This window comes from Shewanella surugensis, assembly GCF_023284005.1.
Taxonomy (GTDB): Bacteria; Pseudomonadota; Gammaproteobacteria; order Enterobacterales; family Shewanellaceae; genus Shewanella; species Shewanella surugensis.
In genome coordinates this window covers 1-20,281 of record NZ_JAKIKS010000077.1, presented here as the reverse complement: position 1 = coordinate 20,281, position 20,281 = coordinate 1, and the positions used below count along the sequence as shown (strand labels likewise).

The window sequence follows — 20,281 nt, the reverse complement described above, 5'->3', positions numbered from 1 at the left end:
CAAGCAGTTAATTATGCAATATATTTGAATATGTATTTTAAAAGAGATTACCTATGCTAACCTTGCCAGACATTAAAACCTGTTTTAGCCAACTCATTGCGACTCCTTCAATCAGCGCCTTAGAAGCTGAATTGGATATGAGCAATCAAAAAATCATTGATTTATTAAGTAATTGGTTCTCAGATGCGGGGTTTCAATGTCAAACCCAAGTGGTACCTCTATCCCGAAATAAACACAACTTACTGGCTCAAATAGGCAAAGGCACCGGAGGATTATTGCTCGCTGGCCATACTGATACCGTCCCTTTTGATGAAGGTCGATGGAGCCAAGATCCTTTTACGTTAACTGAAAAAAACAATCGCTGGTACGGATTAGGTACCTGTGACATGAAAGGTTTCTTTGCACTGGTACTCGCAGCAGTCAAAGAAATACCACTGGATAAATTAAAGCACCCCCTTTATATCCTTGCCAGTGCAGATGAAGAAACCACCATGAATGGCGCTAAGGCGTTCGCACAAGCCAAATCTATTGCACCCGATTATGCCATCATCGGTGAACCCACTAGCCTTAAACCCGTCTATATGCATAAAGGCCACTTTACCCAAGGGATACGCGTTACCGGAAGAAGTGGCCATTCATCCGATCCAAGCAAAGGACTCAATGCCATTGAAGTCATGCATTTGGTAATAGGTGAATTATTAAAATTAAAACAATTCTTAAGTGAACATTACCATGAAGCGGCCTTTAGTGTTCCCTATCCCACCATGAATTTTGGTCATGTTCATGGTGGTGATGCTGCAAACCGTATTTGTGGTTGTTGTGATTTACATATCGATCTTCGCCCGCTACCCGGATTATCTCTAGAAGAAATGGAATTATTAATCGTCAAATATTTAAGCCCCGTATGTAACCAATATCCAGGTACCATTGAAGTCGCTCCGCTTTATCCGGGCTCCGAACCTTTTGCTGGCAACCTCAATGATCCTTGGACACAAATAGTTGCAAAGTTGTCAAGCCACCAGGCGGAAGTTGTTAACTACGCCACTGAAGCGCCTTATATAAAACAATTAGGCTGTCAAACTTTGGTGTTAGGACCAGGCAGTATCGATCAAGCTCATCAACCCGATGAATATCTCGATTTAGACTATATCAATAGCACTAAGGATTTAATAAAAAATCTTATATATCATGCATGCATAAAATAAAGCGGGTAATATAGCTTCACGTTATTTCCGCAAAATCAAGGGTGGTTTTCACTCTCGTAAAAATCGGCTTTCCCTACTCGGAAGCCGATACGCTACTCGCTCAATTCAATCTTGTTAACCAAAATATTAAACACAGAAAAAAGACGCTATTAATTACGGGCATTTCAATATTAGCGCCACTTCTAATATTGACCGCGACCCTCAATACTGGGTATGGTGGTCAATTCGCCCAACATAAAAATAATAATAATAAAAGTAAAAAATGGACCCTCATATTAAAATGATTTTATATTAACGTGCTTAAACGGAGTATTTTTTATGGTAGATATGTACGCGTCCTTAAGGTCAAACGTCGGCACTTTAGGGCAAATTCTAGGTGACACAATACGCACAGATCTCGATGAAGCCTTTCTTGATAAAATTGAACAAATTCGTCATTTAGCGAAAAGTTCTCGTCAAGGAAAAGAGGGTGCTCGAGAAGAAATGCTAACCTTGCTCAATGCCCTTCCCGATGATGAGCTGGTTCCTTTTGCTAAAGCCTTCAATCAATTTTTAAACCTTGCCAATATTGCAGAGCAATTTCACACCATTAGCCATAATTGCGATCAACTTGCCTGTGTGTCCGATCCCGTTGAACAAGTGCTTAATCATATGCTAGATAGTGACATCGATCACCAATCGATGCTCGATTGCTTACAGAGTTTAGATATCGATCTGGTCCTTACTGCTCATCCAACAGAAATATCTCGACGCACACTGATCCAAAAATATGCCGCCATCGTCGATACTCTGAGCAACTTAGAAAATCAGCAGATCAGCGAAAGACAGAAGAAGCAATACCATCTACGCTTACGTCAGTTAGTTGCCCAAATTTGGCATACCAATGAAATTAGAGAAACAAGGCCCACCCCCATCGATGAAGCCAGTTGGGGATTATGCACTGTCGAGACTTCGTTATGGCAAGCCATTCCTGACTTTTTAAGACAACTAAATACCTTAATGGAAGAGCGCACCAATCAACAGTTACCTATCGATATTGCTCCCATTCGTTTTTCCAGTTGGATGGGCGGAGACAGAGATGGCAATCCTTTCGTCACCGCCACTGTGACGCAAGAAGTATTAGATCGTAATCGACTTTGTGCCACTCGCCTTTACCTAAAAGACATCAATAGCTTGTATGATGAACTCTCCATGCCAAAAGCCAATGATGAATTACGTACCTATACTCAAAACGGTAAAGAACCTTATCGTAAAGTATTAAAAACATTACAGGGTAAGTTAGAACAAACTCAAACGTTTTTAGAACAAAGATTAAATGGTCAATCTACTCCGCTTAATCTTGAGCACGTTATTTGGCACACTCGCGATATCAAAGCCCCCTTAATGATCTTATATCAAAGTTTATCAGACTGCGGTATGCGATTGATAGCAAATGGATTATTACTAGACATCCTACGCCGTGTTGCCTGCTTTGGCGTGCACATGCTTAGGCTCGATATTAGACAAGACGCCCAACGCCATGCCGATGTCATTGCAGAGCTCACCCGTTACTTAGGCATGGGGGATTTTAATCACTGGAATGAAGAAGAAAAACAAGCTTTCTTACTCAAAGAGCTAATCAGTAAACGTCCTCTACTACCACATCAATGGCAACCTTCAGCTGAAGTGACTGAAGTATTAGATACTTGCAGACTCATTTCACAACAATCAGAGCACGCCTTAGGATCTTATGTTATTTCCATGGCAAGCCAGCCTTCGGATGTATTAACCGTCCTGTTACTCTTAAAAGAGATGGACTGCCCGTATCCTATGCGAGTCGTGCCCTTATTTGAAACCCTAGATGATTTAAACAATGCCGCCGCCTGTATTACCTCCCTCTTTGCTAATGATTGGTATCGAGGTTACACCAAAGGCCATCAAGAAATCATGATTGGCTATTCTGATTCGGCAAAAGATGCCGGTGTCATGGCTGCTGCTTGGGCCCAATATAATGCGCAAGAACAGCTCGTAGCGATTTGCCAACAAGCTAATATGAAACTGACATTATTCCATGGACGGGGCGGCACCGTTGGACGTGGTGGTGCTCCTGCCCATGATGCCATTTTATCTCAACCGCCAGGTTCTGTTGATGGCCGCATGCGGGTGACCGAACAAGGGGAAATGATCCGTTTCAAGTTTGGTTTACCCAAACTTGCGGTACAAAGCTTAGCCTTGTATACCTCAGCCGTCATGGAAGCCACCTTATTGCCACCACCAGAGCCAAAACCTCAATGGCGTGAAAGTATGCAGCGCCTTGCCGATGACTCAGTTTTGGCGTATCGGGCTATCGTTAGAGAAGAACCGGACTTTGTGGATTACTTTCGTGCCGCCACTCCCGAAGTCGAACTCGGTAAATTGCCCTTAGGCAGTCGCCCCGCCAAACGTAAAATTGACGGCGGCATCGAAAGCTTACGTGCTATTCCTTGGATTTTTGCTTGGTCTCAAAATAGACTCATGCTACCCGCTTGGTTAGGCGCAGGTGAAGCCATTCACGCCGCAAATGAACGTGGAGAACTCGAGCAATTACAAGAGATGGTACAAAATTGGCCTTTCTTTAAAACCCGTATTTCCATGCTAGAAATGGTTTACGCCAAAGCAGAGCCTAAGCTAGCCGAATATTACGATGCTTATTTAGTGCCGAAGCATTTACACTATTTAGGTGAAATGCTACGCCAGCGCTTGAGTTTGGGCGTCGAGTCAATATTGGCACTCACTCAATCAGACGATTTAATGACATTAACGCCTTGGAACAGAAAGTCTATCGAATTAAGAAATCCTTATATCGATCCGCTTAACTTTTTACAAGCAGAGCTCCTGTCTCGAACCCGTAAACAAGACACGCCTTCCAGTAATGCAGAACTTGCACTCATGCTCACTATCGCAGGCGTCGCCGCAGGAATGCGCAACACGGGATAAAGCCCAACAGCCAAACGTCTACCATAGCCAAACAACTTGGAAGGTGATTTGGAAAAGCTCACTTTGAATGATAAACTCACTCAAAGTGAGTCATCTTCATGGAAAAAATAGGTTAACAAATTGAAATCAAAGTCGTATACCCTTTTACTCATCCTACCATTAATACTTTTTTTAAATGGCTGTATTAGCCAATACAGTGTGAGTGAAAGCGAGCTAGAGTCTTACCTTTCTAAAGAGCTGACCTATGATACAAAACAGGGTAATCAATTGTTAGGCATGGAAATGCATATCACTGACATTAAGGTAAAACTCGGCGAAAAACCCGATACGATGGGCGTATCAGCCACTACCCATGTGACTATTAATAATCCACTCAAGCCGATAGATGCCCAATTATATGCAAAATTTGAAGCTAAACCTTGGTATGATGTCGAAAACCACAGTGTCTATTTACATCAACTTAAACTCGTCGATGTCAGCTCAGATAATAAAAGAATCGAAAAACTCATCAAACCACTCACACCACAACTGATGAATTATTTGACCCAATTTTTATCGACTCAACCCGTCTATGTGCTTGATACTGATGACACGAAACAAGCTATTATTGCCAATATGACTAAACGTATTGAAGTTAAACCTGGTGAGATCTCACTGATTTTTAGTGACTAATACATCAATTTTTCAATAAAAAGCAGCTTAATATCATTAAGCTGCTTTTTTTGTTATGCTTGTTATATCGCTTACTTAACCTGAACTTGGGATAATGAGTGTCGGCTTACTTACTAAAACGACCTATTGAGCCGTAATCCACCACGACGGCCTCCCCGGCTAATTCACGCCTAAGCATGTCATAAGCTACTGCGGTACTCAGGCTTCTCACTAACGCTCTAGAGCGTCTGGGTAACTGGATCATTTGGCTATAGACACCTTTACTGGTCGCTAAAGCGATCGCCACCGTGCCAACCGGTTTACCTTCAGTGCCGCCTGAAGGCCCTGCTATACCGCTGGTGGCTAAGGCATAATCACTGTCTAAAATGGCCCTCACCCCTTTCGCCATTTCTTCAACGGTAGCAATCGACACGGCACCATGATCATCAAGCGTTTCAGGCTTAACATTTAAGACTTTCACTTTTGATTCATTACTATAAGTGACTAAACCTTGTTGTAGGTAAGAAGAGCTGCCTTCAAAATCGACAAGCTGGCTGGCGATCATACCGCCAGTGCAGGACTCTGCAATACTCAAGGTTTTCCCCGACCCTAACAATGTTGAATGAATTTCTTCCGCTAAACTCACTTTGCCATGAGCCACAATCGCATGACCTAATAGCTCAATCACTTGGGATTCAACGTTTGATAATAAAGCCATCGCCTCCTCGCCCCGAGCAAATAGCTTTATTTCTATGTAAGGCATAAAAGAGCGATAACCTAAGGTCACGCCACAGGGTAAATCAATGTCTGCTAAAGTATCGGCTAAACTCGACTCACCTTGCCCCAGAGTTAACATTTTTTTGAGGGCAACTTGAGAGGTCAAATCAAATTTATGCTTGATAAAAGGGATAAATTGCTCATTCACCATTTGCTTAAACTCAAATGGCACACCAGGGGTGAAAAAGAGCCAAGCTCTATTTAATTTAACCGCAAAACCACACGCTGTACCAACGGGGTTGTCAATCATAATGGCCGTATCTGGCAATAGCGCCTGCTTTAAGTTACTGCGCGCCATGGGTCGACCGCTGCGAGTAAACCAAGCTTCTAATTTTTCGCGCCATTCTTGATTTTCGACTAAAGCCACATCTTTAGCAAGCGCCATAGCCTCGGCAGAAAGATCATCACTGGTTGGCCCGAGGCCACCATTCACTAAAATCACGTCGGCGACTAAGCTGCGTTCTTTAAATACCGAGACTAAATCGTCTAATCTGTCACCCACTGTGACTCGGCGTTGGCATTCAACACCATTTTCCATCATCACATTACCAAACCAAGCAGCATTAGTGTCGACAATCTGACCTGCTAACACTTCTTCGCCAGTACAAATCATTTCTAGTTTCATGCTATTCCCTACATGCGTCACCAAAGAACGACCAAAGCTATACCTAAGTCATTCATTGATCAATAGTCATTGGCATATATAAGTGCTTAAGACACACTTGATACAAGCATGAGTATTAATTGATCACCCATCATGATAAAAATAGGACTTTAAGCCAAAGATCCTAAATTGACTTTATGACTCTATACACAACATCAGCGGGTATTTTAGCAAGAAAATCCAGTATTCAAGCCTGTCTTGATCAGCAAGTAAGGCCGCTTTCTCGACATAATCATCATGATTTATCTGAGCAATCTGATGCCCTTGTCGGCTGGGGAATGAAACCCAATGCCATGAAATTAAAAGCCCTTTCTAAAGAGCTATGTTGTCGCTTCATTCATTTAGAAGATGGCTTTATCGGCTATACAGGCCATCCTAACGCACAGGGTAAAGCGGTCTCAATGATAGCGGATAAGGTCGGTATTTATTATGATGCCCGCCAGCCTTCTACCCTTGAGCAACTCATTAATACACCTTGTGATGGTGAAACACGGATCCGCGCTGAAAAGCTCGCTGAACAAATCGTTCAATGTGGCATCACAAAATATAACTGCTATCCCGAGTACAATGCGCATCACCAATTACCGGATCATTTAATTAACGCCTTAAAGGGTGAGAATATGGTGCTGATTGTCGATCAAGTCAGTGGCGATCAATCCATTGCAGGCGCATTAGCCACACCTGATGATTTTCTCCGTATGCTTGAAAGCGCTCATCAGCGTTACCCCAATGCAAAATTAGTTGTTCGTACTCACCCCGATACACGATTAGGGCGTAAATCGGGGATATTAGCCAAAATAACCTCCCATGCCCTGCCTGATTATTTAATCAATAAGATTATCATTGAAAGCAGTCCTTGCCATCCTCATGCGCTCATTCGTGCCGCAAAAGCGCTCTTTACCGTTTCCTCTCAAATGGGATTTGAAGCCTTATTACTGAATAAACCCGTGCATTGTTTTGGGATGCCTTTCTATGCTGGTTGGGGACTCACCATCGATGATAAACATTGCCATCGTAGGCAACAGGTTGCTTTACCCCAATTAATAGCCGCAGCCTTAATTCAATATCCACTTTATTTTGATCCCGTCACCTTTCGGCCTTCCACACCCGAAGCGGCCATTGCACTGATTACTCAACAAGCCCAAGATGAGCCTCTATGTGATACTTTGCATTTATTAGGCTTTTCATTTTGGAAACGTGCTTTTATTCATGAATTTTGTAAGCAGCTGGCAAAAAACATTAAATTTATCAACAAAGTCCCCGCTAAATTAAATGAAAATGAAAAGATACTCGTTTGGGGAAACCGCTATCCTGAATTAACAGACGCTATCCGTATTGAAGATGGCTTTATTCGCTCCAGCGGGCTAGGCTCAAACTTAGCCAGACCGTCATCGTTAATTATTGATCCCATGAACATGTACTTTAACGCCCAAGTGAATAACACGTTACGGCAACAGCTTAATCATGCCCAAATTGATGAGCAAGCTTACCAACGCGGTAAAACATTGATCAGCCAGCTCGTAGACAACGATATTAATAAGTACAATTTGATTGCAAAAGATCAAACAAGTTTAGCGGCGTTAAAATTACCCAGCAAAGATAATCAAGGCTGTTTATTAGTCGTTGGTCAAGTCGATGGTGACGCCTCGATTGTGACAGGCAGTGAATATATCACCAGTAATGAAGCTTTGTTATGGGCTGTACGCAAAGATAATCCCCACGCATTCATCATCTATAAACCCCATCCTGATGTGGTTGCTGGCAACCGTGAGGGTGAGATATCCTCCAGCTGTTTGCAAGTTTGTGTCGATAAATACGTCACCGACATTAGCTTGACTCAACTTTATCCTTACATTGACGCTTTACACACTATGACCTCTTTAAGCGGCTTCGAAGCCTTACTGAGAAACGTGACTGTGGTGACTTGGGGGCAACCCTTTTATGCTGGATGGGGCCTCACTGAAGATAAATACCCCCCTAAAGATAGGCTCCGCCCACTAAGCCTGCCCATATTGGTGTATATCAGTGTGGTCTTATATCCCACCTATATCGATTGGGATACCAGATTGAGGATCAGCCCAGAGCAGTTAATTACTAAAATGGCAAAAAATAAAGTTGATTTAAAAAATCAGCAATCTTATTGGCAACGTTGGCAACTAAAACTAAGCTATTTGCTTGAAACCCTACGCAACACATAGGACGTTATGAAAATTTTGCTGTTACAAGGCCCCTTAGGTTCATTTTTTCAGGTGCTGGGAAATCAACTCATCCAACAACAACATACTGTTTACAAAATTGATTTTAATGGTGGCGATCAATCTTGGCCCATCAAAGGCCACAATCAAGCTTTTCAAGGCCAACGCCATGATTGGCAAGAATACTTACATCAGCATATAGCATTATGGTCTATTGACATGATTATTTGTTTTGGTGATTGCCGATTTTATCATCGTCAAGCCGCATTACTTTGCCAAAAACTCAAGCTCGCATTCTGGGTATTGGAAGAAGGCTATATCAGACCCGATTTCATCACACTTGAAGCGGGCGGCGTTAATGCATACAGCCCTCTGTATCCCATTGCACAGCAATTAAGTGAGCAAGCTTTACCAGAAGAAGTCGACTCAGGATCCGACAACCTCATTATTGGAAAAACCTTCATCAAGCGTGCTTACTTTGCCTCTCGATATCATATTATTCGCGCCTTAAAAACCAAACACTTTACCCACTACATTAATCATCGACCTTGGAATTTACGACAAGAAGCCTTTAGCTGGTTAAAAGGCGGCATCATTAAACTGTTGCAAAAAAGGCCCGATCACCAATTGATGGCGTTGTTGCGCCAAACAACGGCTGACATTTTTTTTGTCCCATTACAGGTCAGTGAAGATTTTCAAATTAGACAACATTCAGATCTCAATAGCGTCATTGATATGATCCACCAAGTCATGAGTTCATTCAGTCAACATGCCCCAAAAAATGCATTACTCGTCTTAAAACATCACCCCATGGACAGAGGTTTTGTCAATTACAAAACGCATATTAATTTACTCATCCAAAAATACCAATTACAGGGACGAGTACACTATGCCTACGAACTCCCCTTACCCCCACTTTACCCATTATTAACCGGTGTGATCACCATCAATAGTACTGTTGGGCTTTCAGCACTGCATCACAATGTGCCGACATGCTGCTTAGGACGCGCACTTTATCACCTAAAAGGATTAACCCATCAGGGTAGCTTAAACGATTTTTGGACAACACAAGCGCCGGTTTCACCCGATCTATATAAGAATTTGCATGCAGCACTGCGTCAATATTCCCAAATAAATGGCAGTTTTTTTAAACAGCAAGAAAGTACCGTCAACATGATCATTGCTCGAATGCTGGCAACACAGTCTATAGCCATACATTCACCCCGATCACTTCTCACAAAAAAAACCATTAATGTTTAACGAATAGAGACTCAATGCCCTTAGATATATAGCCTCACACTATGGCATATGCCGACATCAAACAGTTAAATCCATACTTTAAAAAGAGACTACGCTGCTTGCTCGTCAATAATAACCCAGCCTTTCCCTGCTTTAATCACTCATCGAACATCACCAACCAACTCATTGAATTTAAAGTGGTTTACATCATAAAAACCCCTTTAATCACCTCTTGACCTCCCTCAAAAATATTCACGCCCTTAAAAACTCATGCCCTTAACAATCACGGCCTCAGCTTGCTTATTGATCCCCATTACATTCCGACGCCCTTCGACAAAGAACCAACCATTCTCATATCAAGAGTCAATAGTCAGGGCAACCGCATGAGTGATTAACTTTTATTTAGCATCTATGCTAACTTGACCAATAACCATCTTGTTTTTACAAGCAAAAGCATTAATCATATGCAATGTAGAGCGGCGATAATCTCTGTCATATGAGCCTCTAAGTGTCTTACCGTCTATCGCGATAATGTGAGTATAAAATCACACATTGAAATTTCGGTCAAATTCAACTTTTTTGTACAAAAAATACTCACACCCTGTTCCTGACATAGCCCCCATTCACCGCCCTAAAAAATAACAGTCAATAGCTAAGCCTTTCCTAATAAAATAACGCACCTCATACTCGAAAAATAATAAAATATTAGTTAATTGAAACTAGTATAAAACAATGATTAACATTCATATTATTTGACAAAATTAAACTAATTAATTAATCCAACACATTGAATACCAATATAAGTATCCTTTTAAAAAAACAAGAATAGACATTACCAATACAACTTGATATGTTTTTAATAGAAATGGTATTAATATAAAGTACAAATAAAATACACCTTGCCCAACATTACCCTAACTATGAGTTAGGGTCATTCTGGATAATATAAGATTGTATTTTCAACTTTAGTTTTAATTTAAATCACTCTAACTAAGGTTAAAATAAAAGTGAGTATCAATAGCATAAAATAAACATAATCAATTGCTATATATCAATATTATATAATTCATGCCTATATCGATTTATCAGTATCACTTGAACAGCACTCTAGAAGCTGAAATCTAGTGCGGTAGCTATATCTATTATTTTATATATATCAACTGTTAGAACAAGTCCTATCATGTAACACTAAGTTTAATGAGATAATAATAAAATAAGTCCTCACATATTTAAACTAACACTTTAAGCTTACTTATATTAGGTTAATACAAAATAACTAATTATTTAAAATTGAATTTATCTTCTGTCATTTATCGAATACCCGTAAAAATAAGTTTAGAACAAGAATAGTAACCGTGAGAGAAAATATACAGCATAAATTAATGCTAAATTACCATTAGGGATAAGTTATGAAAATTGAAACCATCTCCGTTATTGGCTTAGGCTATATTGGCTTACCAACCGCAGCAGTCATTGCCAATAATGGTATTCGAGTGAAAGGTATTGATATCAATCAAACTACCGTTAATACCATAAATCAAGGTAAAATTCATATTATTGAGCCTGGACTTGAGACATTAGTTAAACATGTCGTCACAGATGGATATTTAAGTGCTCACACTCAAACTCAAGCCGCCGATGCCTTTATCATTGCCGTCCCAACCCCCTTTATTGGAGATAATCACCAACCTGATTTAACTTATATAGAAACAGCAGCCAACGCCCTTGCCCCCCAACTCAAAAAAGGAAATTTAGTCGTTCTAGAGTCAACATCTCCTATCGGTGCCACTGAAAAAATGGCAGCATGGCTTCAAGCTGCAAGACCCGATCTTAGTTTCCCACACACCTGTATGAAAGAAGACACTCCAGATGTACTCATTGCTCACTGTCCTGAAAGAGTACTACCCGGACAAGTGATCCGTGAACTCGTTGAAAACGATCGCATCATAGGCGGAATGGATAATGCCAGTACCCAAGCAGCCACAGCTTTATATCAAACATTTGTTAAGCAAGGTCAATGCATCGCAACAAACGCCCGTACAGCAGAAATGGCCAAACTCACTGAAAATGCTAGCCGTGATGTACAAATTGCTTTTGCCAATGAATTGTCCATGATCTGCGATAAGCAAGATATCGATGTATGGGAGCTCATTAAACTCGCTAACTTACACCCAAGAGTCAATATTCTTCAGCCTGGAGCTGGTGTGGGTGGTCATTGTATTGCAGTCGACCCATGGTTTATCGTCAACCAAAACCCCGATGAAGCAAAGCTCATTCATCAAGCCAGAAAAACCAATGAACTCAAGCCTAAATGGGTAATCAACAAAATTGAAGAGGCATGTAAAAGTATAGATAATCCCACTATAGCCTGCTTAGGCTTATCCTTTAAACCCGATATCGATGATTTACGTGAAAGCCCAGCATTGAATATTACTCAAGCATTGGCATTAAAAGGCTATAAAGTTCTTGCCGTTGAGCCACATATCCAAAACCTGCCCGAAAAGTTCAATAGTCTAGAAAACATTCAACTTGTCAGTCTTGAGACTGCATTAGAAAAAGCAGACGTCATTACTGTTCTCGTAAAACATAAAGCCTTCATTCGTTACCCTTTTGAGCAAGAAAATGTGCTCGACTTTGTAAACATTTAGCTAGTGTTATATTCATAAAAATTTAAACTAAAAATATAAACAGATGGTTATATTAACATGAAACAAAGTAATACTAAACGTAGAGATATCATTGAATTTCAATTTGCTAAAAAAGAAATGGATTAACCTGAATATTCAAATTCATCGAGCATATAGTAAAGAGTCACTTGTAGCTTTTCTATTGCTTAAAAAGTATTTTCAGCCCGCTATTCCTGTTAAAGGTTGTAATAAACGATATATTACTTAGTATTTAAATTTCAACAGGATTTAACTTTCTTAACCTTAGAGATATTACTTTATTCATAGGTGATAGACGGGCCTTTATTCAAATAAAACTTTAATTCATTTTATTAGGAAATTTTAATTCATTTTATTAGGAAATAGAGAATAATGTTATTTAACAGCCAGTTTGAATTAAATGCAGGAAGCTATTGCGTACACGTGCAGTTTGACAGTCATGAGGAAAAAGAAAAAGCCCTAGTGTTACAGTATTCGGGATATGACAGGATCCATGGATTTGTATCAAACAATCGACTGAGGTTATCAAAGCAATATGGGGCATTTGACTATATCACGACTAAAGAGGGGAGCTCTTTCTATTCAGCCCTGCTAAAGCTTGATGAACATGCCGTACTGGAGCTTTCGGTATCGGAATGGAAAGGAAGTGGAAATATTAAGTCCATTGATGTCATACCATTAACGAATGCCTCTTCTATCAGTGCACATACAAGGAGAAAAGCAAAGCTCTCTGAACGCTTGCTTTTGGAAAATAAAGATCTCGAATTACAAAACTTAAAACTGTTAAACGCCATGAACAGTTTAAAGTCGACTCTGTCATATCAGTTAGGTAACTACTTGGTTACAACGCCAAAAAAACCACTTAACATGCTGAAAATTCCATTTAGAATTAAGAAGATATATCGTAATTTTAAATCTACAAAATTAAAAGAAGACGGAGGTAGCAGTGAATGGTTTGATATTGACATGTTACCTGCTAAAATCTATCAGCTTAACGACAAGGAAGAACTGCAAATAGATATTGACATTCGAGTGGGTATAGGTGAAAAAAAGAAAGCGGCCTTAATCCAATTTCAATTTGATTCAATAGCAGCCAATGCAGTCACAGCCAAACAGCTAGGCATGTCATATTCTGAGAAAGTCGGGCTTTATAAATATTTAAATACTGGAACAGACTCGTTAAATTCGGTAAAAATCCGTACCCCCGACTCTGCCTCCGAGGTAAAAGTGTCAACCTTATCTTGGTACTCCAATGGGAAAATTAGAGCAAGATTAATTGCCAATAATCATAACCCAAAGTTGACAAAACTTGGCGTAACAATAAAGACATTGTCTCAGGAACTTGCTGCTGCCGACGATTGGAAACAAAAAACACTGTCCTTGAATTGCGATGATAAAACTAAGGCCGCTACCTTATATGACTATTCTGCTGACTTGGCACGGAGTCAACGGCTGAAAGTGCTTAATTTCTTTATCGATCACTACCCTTGCTCTACATTATTAGCTAAAAACATGCGTCAATTAACCGATTTTGGTGATTTTGAGCTACTCAATAAAGCCCTCACTCACATCACTGCTGCCGATAAAATGACATATAAAAAACAAGTCAACTCGGCAATCGGTTATTTAAACTTACAGAAACGTCTTCCCGTTATTCCCACACTCTTAACTTCAAATACGGGTGAAAAAAATAACCATTCTCCTATTGCATTTGTATTGCATTGTTCTTTGCCATTTCACAGTAATGGTTACGCAACACGATCCCATGAATTGATCAAAGCAATATCAAAAAATGAAAAAGTGACCGTCTATACTCGTCCAGGTTATCCCTGCGATGTGCTTCAAGATCAAAGTGAATTCTTATCAAGTACAGTAGATGGGATCGAGTACAAGAATATAGGTGGTGCAGATTATTATCTTGACCCGTTAGATGAATATATCAAAAAAGCCTCAGAAGTGTTGATATCACAATTTATTAAGGACCGACCCCAAGCCGTTGTGGCGGCCTCCTCTTTCTATAATGCTTTACCTGCTTTAATCGCCGCTAGATCTTTGGCAATCCCCTTCATCTATGAGGTTCGAGGTTTATGGGAGATCACGCGAGCTTCAGCGATACCAGATTGGAAAAAAAGTGACCGTTTTAAATTAGAATCTCAACTAGAAGCTTATGTCGCAAAACATGCTGATTCAGTCATTACGATCACCGAAGGTTTGAAAAATGAGCTTGTCAATAGAGGGGTGGATAAATCAAGAATTTCAATTGTGCCAAATGCCATTAACAAAGAGCAGTTCAACTTTACCCAACAAAAAGAAAAAAAGAAGATCGTTATTGGGTATGTCGGCTCCATTGTGGAGTACGAAGGTTTAGACGACTTAATTTTTGCCTTAGAAAGCGTCTATAAAAAAGGCAAAAATTTTGAACTGATCATCGCAGGTGACGGCCCTTACCTATCACAGCTAACAGAAATTGTGAAAAACTCTACCATTTCCACTAAAGTACGTTTATTAGGAAGGATCCCCCATGAAGAAGTAGATCAACTTCTGAAAACAATCGATATCACTCCCTTCCCTCGTAAAAGCATAGAAGTTTGTGAATTAGTGTCCCCACTAAAACCATTTGAATCTATGCTATCAGGTAAAGTCATCCTCGCAAGCAATGTTAAAGCATTAAAAGAAGTGATCGATGGACGTAACGGCTTACTCTTTGAAAAAGGCTCAATTAAAGACCTTACCGCTAAATTAGAAGAGTTAATCGATTCAGTTGATTTGCGAAAATCATTGTCTGAATATGCACGAGATTGGGTATTGAAAAATCGACTTTGGTCAGTTGTGACTGAACAATACTCAACAGTACTCAACAGTACTCACGGAAGCATCGCACAAGAAAAAAGGACAACTAATGAGCTTAGAGTCCTTATTTATGGTGATGTCGATATTAACTACACCGACGGCTCCTCGATATGGGCTGTGTCTACAGTCGATGTATTCTCTCAATGTGAGCAAACAAAAGTCGATTTCTTACTGAAGTCAGATAATCTCAATTCGCTAGTTCTACAACAAATTAACCAAGTAGATAAAGATGTCAAAATAATTCAACCTTCTCAGCACGGAATTAAGGACAGGCTCTCCCCATCCAATGCTATTAACCTCATTTGTGAGTTAATGCAAAAAAATGACTACGATGCGGTGATATTAAGAGGCGCTGAAATCAATAAACTTGCCTTGGGGCATCCAGAACTCGCTGGGATCACATGGGTATACCCTGTCGAAATATTTCAAAAAGAACGCAATGAAGTCACCTTGGAAGACAGAGCAATTCTTCAAAATGCTGTCAAAATTCTTTGTCAATCTGAGTTCATTAAAAATGATCTTATCGCTCAATTTAATGTTGATAAAAATAAGATTATTGATCTACCTCCTATGGTTCCTGATTCAATTAATAAATATAAGCGAACTTCATCCGGTAAAACCCAACGAATTGTTTATGCGGGTAAATTTGATCCATTATGGGCCACAGAAGAGATGTTAATCACATTTCAAGCAATCCGTGAAAAGTTAAAGCATATAGAATTACATGTATACGGTAATAAATTTAATGATAAATCAGAAGATAAATCATTCACCAAAAGAGTAACGCAGCTACTCAATAGAAGAGGAGTCATTTGGCATAAAGGCGTCAGTCGAGATAAAGTGCTGAGTGAATTACCAGAATATGATTTAGCATGGGCATGGCGCTCTCCCAACTTAGATATGCATACTCATGAAATTTCTACAAAATTTCTAGAGTACTCCAGTAAAGGACTGCCTATTTTATGCGTTCCGGGTAAAGCTTACATTGCAAACTTAGGTGAGGATTACCCACTATACGTGGAACAAGAAAGTCATCTGGTTGATAAAATAATTTCAGTACTATCTAATAAGTCATTGTTAAATAAAGCTTCTGAAATGACCTATCTTTCATCTAACCAATTCTTTTATAGCACAGTGGTTAAACAAAGCTTAACACCCGCCATCAATGCAATATTAAGCCAGTATAAAGAAAAAACATGCCTAATTGCAGGCCATGATTTAAAGTTTGTTCGAAAATATATTGAATTATCAAGACAGCAAGGCTACAAAGTTAACGTTGATAAGTGGCTTGGTCACAATAAACATAATGAATTAGACAGTGCAAGAAAATTAGTCGCATCCGATTCTATTTATTGCGAATGGATGCTAGAAAATGCTGTATGGTATTCAAAAAATAAACTTAAACATCAAAACCTTACAGTTAGATTTCATCGGCAAGAAATTGAAACAACCTACCCAGAGAAAGTGATCATCAACAATGTCAATCAAGTGCATTTCATCGCCCCATTAGTGATGAGGGATGCAAGAAAGCTATTTTGGAACGAAAGAGCTGTAGGGGTATTAAGAGAGAACTATATAGACTCTGATGCATTAAATAAGCCTAAATTTACCAATGCAAAGTTTACCCTAGGTATTGTAGGTATCGTTCCTAAAATGAAACGCATTGATAAAGCATTAGATCTACTAGAAGCCTTAAGAAAAAAGGATGATCGTTATACTCTTAGAATCAAAGGTAAGCTCCCCAATGACTATCATTGGATGAAGTCTCGCAAAAATGAAATGAACTATTTTGATAAACAATTTCAGCGCATTGAAGCCTCTGAGTACTTAAGAGGGGCAGTTTTATTTGATGGTCATGGCAATGATATGGATCATTGGTTCAGGAATATTGGTTATTTACTCTCATTCAGTGATTTCGAAGGTTGTCACCTATCGGCAATGGAGGCTATGGGAAGTGGAGCGATCCCGTTAATATCTAACTGGAAAGGAGCGGACGAAATATACCCTAAAAAATATATATTTAAAGACATAGGCAGCATTTGTCACTTCTTAAAAAAATGTAAGTCAGATCATCAAGTCAAACATAATATGAAATATGTCAAAGATGCCTCCACTAGATGGGCTCTGAATCCTTCAATGACAATTTTTGAATCAGATAATGCTTTATTAGAATCATAAGAATGTCTAAATGGGCTTTAGATCAGGGCAACCGCATGAACGTTTTACGAGCAGGTTTTAAGTATTTTTAATGCGTGATCTGTATGGTAATCATCCTAACCAATATATTTACTGCCAAGCTTTGTATAATAACCGAACGTTACGGGTTATATTCACCCACTCATGCGGTCACCCTCGGCTTTAGATCGTCTTGATTTAGCCTGTGATGCTGAATCTTATATACGTAGGTTAATTATGGCTAATAGAGAAGCTAACAAGGGTCTAAAATTTTCTGGCCCTGACTCATTCGCTTGTTATCAAGTACAAGAGTTTACTGATGACTCTTCTTGGACTTTAACGATTGAGTTTATCAATTTAAGTAAAAAAGGAACCGTTAACTTTTTCTTTGGCGAGCGAGGAACTCGATATCAGGGCTTTGTATGCATTAAAAATAAGATTTATTACAAGTTATTGGGAGGGGAATATATTGGTGGTCTACCTTACAATCACAATCATTTAATTCGATTAGTTGTGACCTATAAATCAGGCACTTGGGTATTTGCTATAGATGATAGAGAGTTATCTTGCTTTGCTAAACAACATGTTAAATTCAATGCGATAGGCAGTGGCTTTGCCGGATTTGAACACGAAGGTGAAACTAACATTTATTTTGTAAAAATCGCAAGTTTAAATAAAGAGACGTTAGAGTATATTGATATTGCTCAATGGGATCTCATTGAAAATAAAGGGTGTATCGCCTTTGATAAGTCGGGAAAGCAGCTTCATGCACTGCTCGTAAATACGATGTGGATTACTCAAGAAACAATGACCACCACCGTACCTAACCGAAATGAAAAAGCACTTTGGAAGCCTTACACACACACAAAACCAAAAAAGAACTATGACTTCTTAAACTTAGCTATTGAGAAGCCTGCTAATAATGGCATTTACAGTATGCTAAAACCAGATCTCACCCAATCTAATGCTGAAAAAGGGAAAAAACTACTTTTAGGCATATATTCATTTAATCGTTTTGATGACGTACAACTTCCCTTAGCGCTTAATTGGAATGAAGATCCTTATAACAACAGAAGTTGGCAATGGCAATTTCAGCAATTGGCCTGTTCTGTTGGTCTGATGGCTGCGAGTCATATGACAGGTGATAACACATACAATGATAAACTAGAAGAAATCCTACTTAGTTGGTATCGTAAAAGCTACTGCCCTAAACCACCTTCAGTAATGTCTTGGCATGATCACACGACAGCATTGAGGCTGCGAAGTCTCATTTTTAGTTGGGAATACTTAAGGTTGACTAAGAAGGGAATTTCGATTTTATGTGCTAATGCACTGTTAAATATGATTGAATCCCATTGCATTATACTGAGCGATGATAGCTTTTACAGCAAACATACTAACCATGGATTTGATCAAAGTCTGTTTCTTTACTTAGCATCGATTACTTTTCCTGAATTTGAACATGCTTCGACTTGGAAAAATCTGGCATTTGACAGACTGCTCAGTGAAATCAGCATTGCATTCACATCAGAAGGAATGCATGTTGAAAATAGTCCTAGCTACCAAGTGGAGATGCTTAAAAGAGTTCAGTCCACATTGAAACTGTTTAGTCGTTTGGGCCAGCAACAATTTTCTCACTTCGATAAATTAGTAAATTCCGCACTAAAAGTACTGGCGATTCTAATGCGGCCCGATAGACAACTGCCTCTTTTAGGTGATACTGATTTAGGAACTACAGTCCCATCATTTAAAGGATATGAAAATTACCCTAACTATCAATTTTTCCAGGAGACTTATCAAAGTACTTCTTCTGAGTTAACGAGCGACTTCACTCCCTTGATTGTATTACCAGAGAGTGGGTATGCCGTGTATAGAGCAGGAGAGCAAGGTTCAAGTAAAAGCTCAGAGCTCACCCATATTATCTTTAAATGTGGATTTTTAAGTACGTATCACAGGCATGATGACGATCTCAATATTCTTATTTACGCATTAGGTGAAGACTGGTTAATTGATGGCGGCATTTATCAATATGATGAAAAAAACAAATATCGCCACTACCTAAGATCAGCTAAGGCCCATAATGTCCCTCTTATTGAAAATTGTGTTGTTTCAAGAAAAATCAATCATTTAAATCGTTCTAAAATTGTCAGCTTCAATACAGAAAATAATGACATCTGGGTTGAAGGAGAAAGCTTTATTCATGAAGGGGTAAAAATCTCTAGGAAGATAGAGTTCGTTGAATTCAACCAGATAGTAATTTCAGATTCGGTTGACTTTCTGAGAAATTCAATGAGTTTTTACACTATAATGTTTCACCTACCGATAAATAAAACCATTATTGTACAAAATAATGAAGTAATGATTTCTTCACCTTCAGGTCACAAAATGACTATGCTATTTACTGGGGATTTTGATGCTATTATTGAGGTTTTTAGCGGTCAGAGTGAGCCTGAAATCCTTGGCTGGCAATCACTCAGATTCAGGGATTTACAAGCGGTACATTCTATTCGATGCCGCATACATCCAAAAGGCGAAGACTACCGTTCTTCGGTGAATATAAAAATACACCCGAAATCTCAACAATAAACTGCTCTTGTTTAGCAATGAAGCATTAATGAGAGCTCAAGCGGTTAAATATCACCTATAAAAAAAGCCCTTAAAGACCCAAAAGCGGATGAAATCGCTCGACAAACCTTTATTCTGAATAATGCAAAATTATCAAGAAGAAGGAAAGAATATTGTTTATCTTAATGAAAGTGGCTTTGCTCAATCGATGCTTCGTACAGATGGTTATGATCCTAGGCAGTACTTTCGGACACTCGGCTAAGTGAGTAAAATCACTAACCGAGGTATAATATGATGACAAAGAAAATACGCAAAATACACACAGATGAGTTCAAGAAA

Annotated in this window: 9 protein-coding genes and 1 pseudogene; 8 read left to right on the top strand and 2 right to left on the bottom strand. The window is 39.3% G+C overall.

All coding sequences use genetic code 11. The features are described 5' to 3' along the window. Positions 1-53: 53 nt before the first annotated feature. The 3 genes from argE (at position 54) to L2764_RS17335 (ending at position 4,832) form a co-directional block, all read left to right on the top strand. The gene (argE, locus tag L2764_RS17345) at positions 54-1,205 is read left to right on the top strand and encodes an acetylornithine deacetylase (protein ID WP_248941584.1); all 1,152 of its coding nucleotides are present in this window, start codon (positions 54-56) and stop codon (positions 1,203-1,205) included. Between the two features lie 318 nt (positions 1,206-1,523). Next, positions 1,524-4,160, top strand: coding sequence for a phosphoenolpyruvate carboxylase (gene ppc, locus L2764_RS17340; protein ID WP_248941583.1), 2,637 nt, complete (start codon positions 1,524-1,526; stop codon positions 4,158-4,160). A 120-nt stretch (positions 4,161-4,280) separates the two neighbouring features. Continuing rightward, entirely contained in the window at positions 4,281-4,832 is a 552-nt protein-coding gene (locus L2764_RS17335; protein WP_248941582.1) for a YceB family lipoprotein, read from the top strand. Positions 4,833-4,938: 106 nt separating this feature from the next. On the opposite strand, the gene L2764_RS17330 is transcribed toward L2764_RS17335, so the two are convergent. Continuing rightward, positions 4,939-6,213 (bottom strand): CinA family nicotinamide mononucleotide deamidase-related protein, encoded by a 1,275-nt coding sequence (locus tag L2764_RS17330; RefSeq protein WP_248941581.1) that lies wholly within the window; start codon positions 6,211-6,213, stop codon positions 4,939-4,941. Between the two features lie 176 nt (positions 6,214-6,389). Here L2764_RS17330 and L2764_RS17325 point away from each other — a divergent pair, with 176 nt between their 5' ends. Together L2764_RS17325 and L2764_RS17320 are read left to right on the top strand one after the other, a co-directional pair. Next, positions 6,390-8,450, top strand: coding sequence for a capsule polysaccharide biogenesis protein (locus tag L2764_RS17325; protein ID WP_248941580.1), 2,061 nt, complete (start codon positions 6,390-6,392; stop codon positions 8,448-8,450). 6 nt (positions 8,451-8,456) lie between these two features. After that, complete coding sequence (locus tag L2764_RS17320) at positions 8,457-9,707, top strand: capsular biosynthesis protein (RefSeq protein WP_248941579.1); 1,251 nt, start codon at positions 8,457-8,459, stop codon at positions 9,705-9,707. Between the two features lie 380 nt (positions 9,708-10,087). On the opposite strand, the pseudogene L2764_RS17315 reads toward L2764_RS17320, so the two are convergent. Further along, a pseudogene (locus L2764_RS17315) lies at positions 10,088-10,219 on the bottom strand (ISAs1 family transposase); the annotation flags it as partial. Between the two features lie 876 nt (positions 10,220-11,095). Here L2764_RS17315 and wecC point away from each other — a divergent pair. The 3 genes from wecC (at position 11,096) to L2764_RS17300 (ending at position 19,963) form a co-directional block, all read left to right on the top strand. Beyond that, positions 11,096-12,334 (top strand): UDP-N-acetyl-D-mannosamine dehydrogenase, encoded by a 1,239-nt coding sequence (gene wecC, locus L2764_RS17310; RefSeq protein ID WP_248941578.1) that lies wholly within the window; start codon positions 11,096-11,098, stop codon positions 12,332-12,334. A gap of 390 nt (positions 12,335-12,724) precedes the next feature. Continuing rightward, positions 12,725-17,380, top strand: a complete 4,656-nt coding sequence (locus tag L2764_RS17305) for a glycosyltransferase (protein ID WP_248941577.1) — start codon at positions 12,725-12,727, stop codon at positions 17,378-17,380. Positions 17,381-17,614: 234 nt separating this feature from the next. After that, positions 17,615-19,963: a heparinase II/III family protein gene (locus tag L2764_RS17300; RefSeq protein ID WP_248941576.1), complete on the top strand. Its 2,349-nt coding sequence runs from the start codon at positions 17,615-17,617 to the stop codon at positions 19,961-19,963. Positions 19,964-20,281 lie beyond the last annotated feature (318 nt).

What these genes read in the sequence shown, in the direction of transcription:
- argE (WP_248941584.1), top strand. Translation starts at nt 54, where the DNA reads ATGCTAACCTTGCCAGACATTAAAACCTGTTTTAGCCAACTCATTGCG.
- ppc (WP_248941583.1), top strand. Translation starts at nt 1,524, where the DNA reads ATGGTAGATATGTACGCGTCCTTAAGGTCAAACGTCGGCACTTTAGGG.
- L2764_RS17330 (WP_248941581.1), bottom strand. Translation starts at nt 6,213, where the DNA reads ATGAAACTAGAAATGATTTGTACTGGCGAAGAAGTGTTAGCAGGTCAG.
- L2764_RS17325 (WP_248941580.1), top strand. Translation starts at nt 6,390, where the DNA reads ATGACTCTATACACAACATCAGCGGGTATTTTAGCAAGAAAATCCAGT.
- L2764_RS17320 (WP_248941579.1), top strand. Translation starts at nt 8,457, where the DNA reads ATGAAAATTTTGCTGTTACAAGGCCCCTTAGGTTCATTTTTTCAGGTG.
- wecC (WP_248941578.1), top strand. Translation starts at nt 11,096, where the DNA reads ATGAAAATTGAAACCATCTCCGTTATTGGCTTAGGCTATATTGGCTTA.
- L2764_RS17305 (WP_248941577.1), top strand. Translation starts at nt 12,725, where the DNA reads ATGTTATTTAACAGCCAGTTTGAATTAAATGCAGGAAGCTATTGCGTA.
- L2764_RS17300 (WP_248941576.1), top strand. Translation starts at nt 17,615, where the DNA reads ATGGCTAATAGAGAAGCTAACAAGGGTCTAAAATTTTCTGGCCCTGAC.